Origin of the sequence: Anaplasma bovis, from assembly GCF_036903315.1 — a bacterium.
Classification (GTDB): Bacteria; Pseudomonadota; Alphaproteobacteria; order Rickettsiales; family Anaplasmataceae; genus Anaplasma; species Anaplasma bovis.
In genome coordinates, this window is record NZ_JAWLNY010000043.1 from 1 (window position 1) to 8,558 (window position 8,558).

Below are 8,558 nucleotides of genomic sequence, written 5' to 3' on the forward strand. Positions count from 1 at the left end.
AGCGCCACCTCTGAAAACCCTACAAGTATTAGCTTTAGCTTTCCTTGATAGTGAGCCACATCACCAACCGCATATATCTTATCTCGCGAAGTTCTACAAGTAGCCTGGTCGACAGGTATGTGAAACCTTTCTACACAAAGTCCCCAATTTAGTATTGGACCTAAATTTGCCGAGATGCCGAAAAACGGTAGTAAAAAGTCAACCTCTAAAGATATCTCCTCCTTTGAAGAAATATCGCATATCCTCACCTCTTCTAGCATGCCGTCCTTTCCTGATATGCTAGATAACTGGTAGGGAGTCATCAATTCTATATTGCCTTCGCTGATCAGATCTTCCAACACCTTCAAGCTATTTGGCGCACATCTAAAGGTTTTCCTTCTGTGAATTAAGTATAACTTCTCTGTAATTTTTGCCAATTCTATCGCCCAGTCCAGAGCTGAGTCTCCCCCTCCCGCTATAGCAACTTTCTTGCCAGAAAACATTGCCTTATTTGTGACATGGTAAAACACGGATTTATTTTCATATTCCAGGATGCCATTGATTGGTGGGCGATTAGGGCCAAATTTCCCAGATCCCGCAGCAATCATGATAGCTTTACTATCTATCCTGTCTCCCTTATCCGTAGTGAGAGTAAATCCCCCCTCTACTTCCTCTATACTTTCTACAACATGCCCCATTAGATAAATGGGGTTAAACGATTCCGCTTGATCAACAAGATTGTCAATTAGATCGCTCCCCGTGATCATTTTGTATCCGGGTATATCGTATATGGGCTTTTCAGGATATAAGACCTTACATTGCCCACCTATAACGTCAAGAGCATCAATGACACAGGAGCTCATGCCAAGCATTCCAGCTTGGAATACGGCAAAAAGCCCAACAGGCCCCGCACCTATAATAGCTAAGTCGCTAGAAACACCCATATACGCGATCCTACTATATTAAGCCCCTAACCACTCCCAGACACTATCATACCATCAAATCTCAACGTAGGCGAGTTAACCGATCTGAGAAACACTAAATCGTTTGCCACTTGCATTTCCGCAAACATGTCAGACAGATTCCCGGCTATTGTCACTCCACTAACAGGATATGAAATACTGCCATTCTCTATAGCAAATCCAAATACACCTTGACTATAGTCTCCAGTAGTTAAATTTACACCAAATCCAAAAAGATCAGTGACATATAAACCATTCTTAATGTCAGACATTAGGTCTTGAGGAGATATGGAAGACCCTTCTACATAAAAGTTACTGACCCCAGGAGATACCGATGCGTTACTATGCCTAATAGCATTAGCAGTAGTACAGAGCGATAATTGCTTACCTGTTCTCATATCTAGTACCCAGCTTTTCAGTTCCCCATTTTGTACAACATAATTCTTTCTGCTGGCAACACCCTCTCCATCAAAAGGCCTGGAAGAAATCCCTCTAACCAACAGAGGATCATCTACAATGTTGATTCCATGTCCAAAGAGTTTTTCACCTATTTTACCAGCTAAAAAAGAGCTCTTATCTGCGATTGAACTCCCATTTATGGCAGAAGCAAAGTTCCTCAGTAACGAAGAGGCTACTCTGTTTTCAAATACTACAGGCACTTTTGCCGTCTTCATTTCACGCGATTTTAACTTCCTTAGCGCCCTGTATGCAGCATCTTCTCCCAGAGATTTCGGATCCTCTAAATCCACTAAGTGACTTTTTACTGAAAAGCTGTAGTCAGTCTCCATTTTGTCATCAGATGCAACTACCGATACAGAAGTGGAAAAATAGGATCTCTTATATGAGCCATAAAATCCTCTCGATGTTGCAAGCGTTATCTCGTTATTACTATATGAGAAAGATGCGCCCTCAGAATTCACTATCTTACTATCGTATGATAATGCAGCATTCTCTACCTCATGCAGCAGATTACCTATCTCTTCCATGCTGAGCATAGAATTGTCAAATAGCGCCAGATCGTCCGCTCCCCCTGACGCATACTTAGTATCTACATCACTAATCGCTAAATATGGATCTTCAGGAGAGGAGCTTGCAATAGCCACAGCCGTATCTACAAGGTCCCCTATTCTCTCAAAATCATCGGAAGAAACACATGAACTTCTCTTCCCATTTAAGATAACTCTAATACCAACCTTTTCAGCGCTACTCTGCAGCACTTCTTCTTGTTTTAACAAACGTTGCGTGACACTGATAGAATCACTCTTGCAAAAAAAGACCTCGGCTTCTGCGTCCCTAGACTTCGCTGCCTTTATAATATCTTCCGCTACATCTAAGGAACTCAAAGCATCACTCCTAAGTTCATTCTACTGAAAAATTCTTCTACTAAGGCTCGATTATCGCGAAAGACTCCCAGAGCGCAACTAGTTTGAACTCTGAAATTGTCGCCGACTAGACCTTGATGATGCTCAACACAGCAATGCTTTGCTTCTAAAATCACGATAACACCTAATGGATCCAGTACGCGCTCTAAAAATTTTGCAATCTGCACTGTGAGACGCTCCTGCAGCTGCAACCTCTTAGCAAAGATGCCCACTATCTTTACTATCTCTCCTATACCCAAAATTCCATCTTTTGGTATGTACGCAATGCCCGCCTTACCCCTTATGGGCACAATGTGGTGTTCGCAAGTTGAAGAAAAATTTATCCCTTTCAGCACTATCATATCGGAATATCCATCACTGTTTTTAAGTACAGTGCCACGGTATTCCTCTTCTTTATCCTTTCCATACCCACTGCAAGAGCGAACAAGGGCATCTAATACTCTAGTAGGAGTATCTATAAGACCTTCCCTCTCAGGAGAATCCCCCATCCACCTAATAAGAGCTTTGACAGCCTCTTTATTATTATCCTCAGCAGATAGCTTATGAGACAATTTATCACCAGAATCCATAAACTAACCCAAAGCTTCACATCCACTGATGACTTCTATCAAGTCAGTTGTTATTGCCGCTTGTCTCGAACGGTTATAACTCAAAACTAATCTATCCAGCATACTACCGGTATTAGAGTTCGCAGATTCCATGGCAACCATACGGGAACAGTGCTCGCAAACCATACTCTCACAAGCGGCTAGGTAAAATTTTCCAAAGAATTTCTTGATCCATACTTCGTCACTAATCTCTGAGAAACTAGGATCATAAATACACGCAGACTCTATCTCCGCCTCTATACCACTTGGATCAGGAGGACACTCTTCATCACTAGCTTCGTAGTCATTGAGCAGGATATCTTCCACAACCTGTTCTTGAGAAGATATAGTATTAAACTTCGTATACAGTACAGATACCTTACGAAATGTCATGAAATCTATAGAAAGCTTGTGTAAAAAGTCCTTAAAACCAGGGAAATTCATAGATTTAGTCTGGGGCACAACTTTAACAACTGCACTACTTTCCAGGTCTCCCATCCTACTACGCACTATATCGTAGACCTTCGTACCAATAAAAAGGAACTCCTGGCGCACTCCTGCCTCATCCTTCTTTCTGCTTAAATACTCGCAAAATGCTTTCGCTATAGAATAGTTAAATCCACCACATAGGCCACGATCAGATGAAAAAATAACAAACAATTCTGAAGAGGAAGGCTTTGGATAATCAATTGAGCGTTTAGGACTCTGTGTGTTCAAGTTGGTAGACAGCTTTTCGTAATACTCCCTGGCGTATGCTAAACTTACCCTTGCCGCACGAAACTTAGAGGCAGAAATCATCTGCATCACTCTAGTAGTCTTTTGTATAGACTTTACGCTTTTTATTCTCTGAGAAAGTGCTTTTAAATTTGCCATCGCCACCACCAGCAGACACGTTCTGTAGTATATTACTTATTTTCCGCAGCACAAGCTCAAAACACGTAAAAGAAATGGCATACTGTTATCTCAACTTGTGAGAAGAATTCTGGATCTATTCACTGCTCTTGGGAAAGTATTCCTTTTACACCAGCCCTAGTATAAACAACTTATGTGTTGATAGGTACAAACTTCGGCAGTATTACACTTTGAACTTGACATTTGTGCTTATTGCAGGATAACCTGCCTCAGTTTTGTGACTTCCGAGATGTCTAGTAACAGTATCAAGCCGATGACCATAAATTTTGGTCCGCAGCATCCAGCTGCACACGGCGTAATGCGTTTAATATTAGAAATGAGCGGTGAAGTAATTGACAGAATAGATCCGCACATAGGGCTTTTGCATCGAGGAACGGAAAAGCTAATTGAGTACAAAACTTATACTCAGGCTCTTCCCTATTTTGACAGATTAGATTACGTATCGCCGATGGCTCAGGAGCACGCATATTCAATGTGTGTCGAAAAGCTATTGAAGTGCGAGATTCCGCCTAGAGCTAAGTATCTAAGAGTAATTTTTTGCGAACTTACAAGGATCTTAAATCACCTTCTTAATGTTTCTTGTCAGGCCATGGATACGGGTGCTACTACGCCGCTATTGTGGGTCTTTGAAGAAAGAGAGAAAATTCTGGCATTTTATGAAAGGGCTTCAGGTGCGAGGTTCCACTCTGCATATATAAGGCCCGGAGGAGTAGCTGCTGATGTGCCAGAAGGTCTGCTAGACGATATATACGAATTTACCAGAACATTTCCAAAGCTTTTGGATAGGGTTGATGATTTGCTTACTGAAAATACGATATGGAAGCAGCGCAACGTAGATATAGGAAAAGTGTCGAAAGAACAGGCATTAGCGTGGGGATTCTCGGGCCCAATGCTAAGAGCCTCTGGAGTACCTTGGGATCTTCGAAAAAGCCAACCTTACGAGATATATGACATTCTGGATTTTAAGATACCGGTTAGAGACGGTGGCGATTGTTATGACAGGTATCTAGTACGCATGGCAGAAATCAGGGAATCGCTCTCTATACTAGAGCAGTGCCTGCAGACTATTCCTGAGGGACCAGTAAAGACTGAAGATAGGAAAGTGGTTCCGCCGAAGAGGGAAGAGTTAAAATACTCTATGGAGGCTCTAATTCACCACTTTAAACTCTTCTCTGAAGGATATAAAATAATGCCCGGGGAAGCTTATACTGCTGTAGAGGCACCTAAGGGAGAATTTGGAGTATACATAGTTTCTGATGGCACTAACAAGCCTTACCGATGCAGAATTAGAGCTCCAGGGTTTGCTCATTTACAAGCTATAGAGGCTATGTCGAAGGGACATCTGTTAGCAGATTTAACCGCTATTATAGGATCCCTTGATATCGTGTTTGGAGAAATAGATAGATAGATCTCATGGAAGAGGAAAGCTTTAAATTTACAGAGAGTAATTTAAAAGAAGCATACGAATGCGTTAGCAGATACCCCAAAGGCAGAGAAGCTAGCGCCGTGATGCCCCTTCTCTATTTGGTGCAAAAGCAATCTGGAGGATTTGTGCCCAACTCTGCTATAGGCTATGTTGCAGAACTATTAAGCATGCGTCCTGTGCACGTGAGGGAAGTGGTAGAGTTCTATTCTATGTATAATACCAGCCCTGTGGGGAAATATTTGGTACAGGTCTGCAGAACTACTCCATGTTGGCTGAGAGGAAGTGACAACATCTTAAAGATGTGTAAGAAAGTCATGGAAGTGGGAGTTGGTGAGACCACGAAGGATAATGTCTTCACTTTACGTGAGGTAGAGTGTTTGGGAGCATGCGTAAATGCCCCTGTAGTGCAGATAAATGATGATTACTATGAGAATCTTTGCGAGAAAGATATGGAAAGGATTTTAATCAGATTAAGAACAGGGGATGATACTAGTAAAAAGTGAAAGCTAGAGAGATAGTCCTGGATACAGAAACCACAGGTCTTGATGCAGACGGTGGGGACAGGATAATTGAGATTGGATGTGTAGAACTCGTGGATTTTGTAGCTACGGGAAAGTTCTTTCACAGATATATCGACCCTGAGCGCAGCATATCCGCAGCAGCTACACGGATTCATGGTATCACGTCTTTAATGCTGAAAGACATGCCGAAATTTTTTGAGATTGCGGACGAATTTCTCGATTTCGTACAAGATAGTCCACTGATAATACACAATGCCAGATTCGATATAAGATTTATCGAAGTGGAAATGGAGAAAATGGGAAAAAAGGGCATAATAAGTAATGAAATCATCGATACTCTTGAAATAGCGCGTAAAAAATTTCCTGGCATGCCGGCTAGTTTAGATGCTCTATGTAAGAGGTTTAACATTCTCACTCACGATCGTAAATTACACGGAGCTTTGAAGGACGCCAACCTACTTGCGCGTGTATATGTAGAGCTATGCGGGGGGTTACAGAGGTCTTTAACGTTCTGTTCCCTCTCAGAGACAGGAGAAACTAACCAATCGACATTTAGACCAAAAGTTGACCTAGTGCCACGAATATTCCCGCTAACGCATGAAGAGGAAATGGAGCACAACGCTAATGTAGTAGAAAAACTCAATAATTCACTATGGAAAATTTATCTAGAGCACTATCAAGATGGTGTAGATAGCGATGAAAGGGAGGCTACTTCTTAGTTTTAATACAATGCCTTTACTGCACATTTCTGCAACGTTTTTCAGACAGAATGCATTTATGGCACTCTCAAAGGAGATATAGACAACAATAAAAGTGAAGCGATCCTTAAGTCTAAGACTATAGTATAGGCGTTCACTTGCATAATATTCTATAGCCGCTCCCTGCTGCATTCTTGCTATAGAGGTAGCATATGTGCAGAGCACGCTATTTTAGCAGCCGCTCTCCACACGACATTCTTGCTGTACAATCAAAATATATTCTGTGCCATAACAAGATGGTATAAAAGTGCAGTTGTCACCTAGTTTACGGATATACAAAAGAGATAAGTTTGGGTGATGTTACGATATAAACACTCTCCGGGAGCTACTTAACGTTCTTGCAGCAAAATATAAAGTGTATTCTTTGCAGCTTAAGATGATACGGGAGTGCAGCCATTGCGTAGTTTAATAGGTGTACACATTTAAGACACGCTCCCTGTTCTTGCGGAAGAGATAAATGTATATGAGGCATAAGTAAATTAATCTGACAATACACTCTCTGCGAGATACATTTCCTGCGGTGTTTTGCCAATGTATTCTACTGCTCTTTCAAGTATAATAAATAGCAGCAAACGTGCAGCTATTGCTGGGTTTAATAGATGTACAACTTTTCAAGGGACCACTCTCTACAAGAGCTATCACTTAGTTTGCGGATAAATGTAGATGTCACTTTAGCGAAAGCAACTTCCTGCAACGTTGGAGCAATGCGTTCTATTACGCACCAAAGTATAGATAGCAGCAAACGTGCAGCTATTGCTGGGTTTAATAGATGTACATACTTTTCAAGGGACCACTCTCTACAAGAGCCTTCACTTAGTTTGCGGATATATGAAACGTTTGATCAATACGACAATACACACTTTACAAGAAATATTTCCTGCAGTGCTTGGCTACTTCCTAGCTCAATCGTTGTACCAATGTATAACCAACTTCCTGCAGCTACGTCCTTACGGCAAGATAAACGAATCTGAGAGATTACTATCAAGACAGTATGGTCGTGTAAAAATAAGGCTCCTTTGACTTATGTATATGTATAAGTGAGGCCACTTCTTGTTCGGTAATACATAATGCAGTGCCCTAAACTGTACTTTTCTTAGAGCTGTTCTCGACAAGGCTGTCTCTTAGTTTGCGAATATTGTGAATGTTTACTGACATGTCCTTGATCAATATGGCAATGCATGCTTTCCAGGAGCTACTTCTCGCGGCGCCAGACTCATGTAGGCCTATTGCGTTATCAAGACGATGTAGATAAGAACAAAAGTGAGGCTACTTCTTGATCTAATAATGGCATATTGAGATATAAGTGTTTGCACGTATAATATTCCATAGCTGCTCCCCTCTGCATTCTTGCCGTAGGGGTAGTAAACGTATGGGCATAATGTTCTAGCGGGCTCCTGACATGGCTTTTAAGAAGGGAGATCTACTTCGCAGGTGATGTGCACACTTTACAAAAATCACTCCCGATAAGGCTATCTCTTAGTTTATAGTGATACAGATGTATGGATGTTTGACTGACGTCTCCTTGATCAATATGGCAATGCATGCTTTCCAAGAGCTACTTCTCGCGGCGCAAGACTCACATAGGCCTATTACGTTATCAGACGATGTAAATAGAAACAAGAGTGAGGCTACTGAGGCTACTTCTTGTTCAATAATGCATAATATAGTGCTCTATACCCTTGAGCTGTTCTATACAAGGCTATCACTTGGTTTGCGAATGTTTGTTAATATGGCAATACACACTCTCTGAAGACATTTTCCGCAGTAAAGACATTTTTCAGTGTTGATTACCTTTTTAGTTTAATCATTGCGCCAAGTACAACACTCCCAGAGCCGCTTCTTAGAAGGCTTTTGAGATAAAAGCAAAACGTACTATTAAGTTCTTGGTCTAAAAGCGCATATGACATAAGTTTGACTAATATAACAGTGCACACTTTCCCATAATTGCATCCCATAGGGCTTTTAGTAAGACCGCTCCTTGGTTTAGTAGCACAAGTTTAGTTGTTGTGCCATAGTGGGCCAGGTGTTATG

At 41.4% G+C, this 8,558-nt stretch carries 7 protein-coding genes; 3 read left to right on the forward strand and 4 right to left on the reverse strand.

Features of this window, described 5'->3' with window-relative positions; all coding sequences use genetic code 11:
• From R4I06_RS03730 to atpG, 4 genes are all read right to left on the reverse strand, one after another.
• Nucleotides 1-923, reverse strand: a 923-nt coding sequence (locus tag R4I06_RS03730; RefSeq protein WP_334414212.1) for an NAD(P)/FAD-dependent oxidoreductase, incomplete at its 3' end; no start/stop codon positions are given.
• A 26-nt stretch (nucleotides 924-949) separates the two neighbouring features.
• Nucleotides 950-2,284: a TldD/PmbA family protein gene (locus R4I06_RS03735; protein ID WP_334414213.1), complete on the reverse strand. Its 1,335-nt coding sequence runs from the start codon at nucleotides 2,282-2,284 to the stop codon at nucleotides 950-952.
• On the reverse strand, nucleotides 2,281-2,892 hold the full coding sequence (gene folE / locus R4I06_RS03740; RefSeq protein ID WP_334414214.1) for a GTP cyclohydrolase I: 612 nt from the start codon (nucleotides 2,890-2,892) through the stop codon (nucleotides 2,281-2,283). The genes R4I06_RS03735 and folE overlap by 4 nt, the downstream gene beginning before the upstream one ends.
• A gap of 3 nt (nucleotides 2,893-2,895) precedes the next feature.
• Complete coding sequence (gene atpG, locus R4I06_RS03745) at nucleotides 2,896-3,783, reverse strand: ATP synthase F1 subunit gamma (protein ID WP_334414215.1); 888 nt, start codon at nucleotides 3,781-3,783, stop codon at nucleotides 2,896-2,898.
• A 268-nt stretch (nucleotides 3,784-4,051) separates the two neighbouring features.
• Between atpG and R4I06_RS03750 the strand changes: the two genes are divergently transcribed.
• From R4I06_RS03750 to dnaQ, 3 genes are read left to right on the forward strand one after another with little or no spacing between them, the layout of a single operon-like run.
• Complete coding sequence (locus tag R4I06_RS03750) at nucleotides 4,052-5,230, forward strand: NADH-quinone oxidoreductase subunit D (RefSeq protein WP_334414216.1); 1,179 nt, start codon at nucleotides 4,052-4,054, stop codon at nucleotides 5,228-5,230.
• 5 nt (nucleotides 5,231-5,235) lie between these two features.
• A complete protein-coding gene (gene nuoE / locus R4I06_RS03755; protein ID WP_334414217.1) occupies nucleotides 5,236-5,751 on the forward strand; it encodes an NADH-quinone oxidoreductase subunit NuoE in 516 nt (171 codons plus the stop codon).
• A complete protein-coding gene (gene dnaQ / locus R4I06_RS03760) occupies nucleotides 5,748-6,488 on the forward strand; it encodes a DNA polymerase III subunit epsilon (RefSeq protein ID WP_334414218.1) in 741 nt (246 codons plus the stop codon). The genes nuoE and dnaQ overlap by 4 nt, the downstream gene beginning before the upstream one ends.
• Nucleotides 6,489-8,558 lie beyond the last annotated feature (2,070 nt).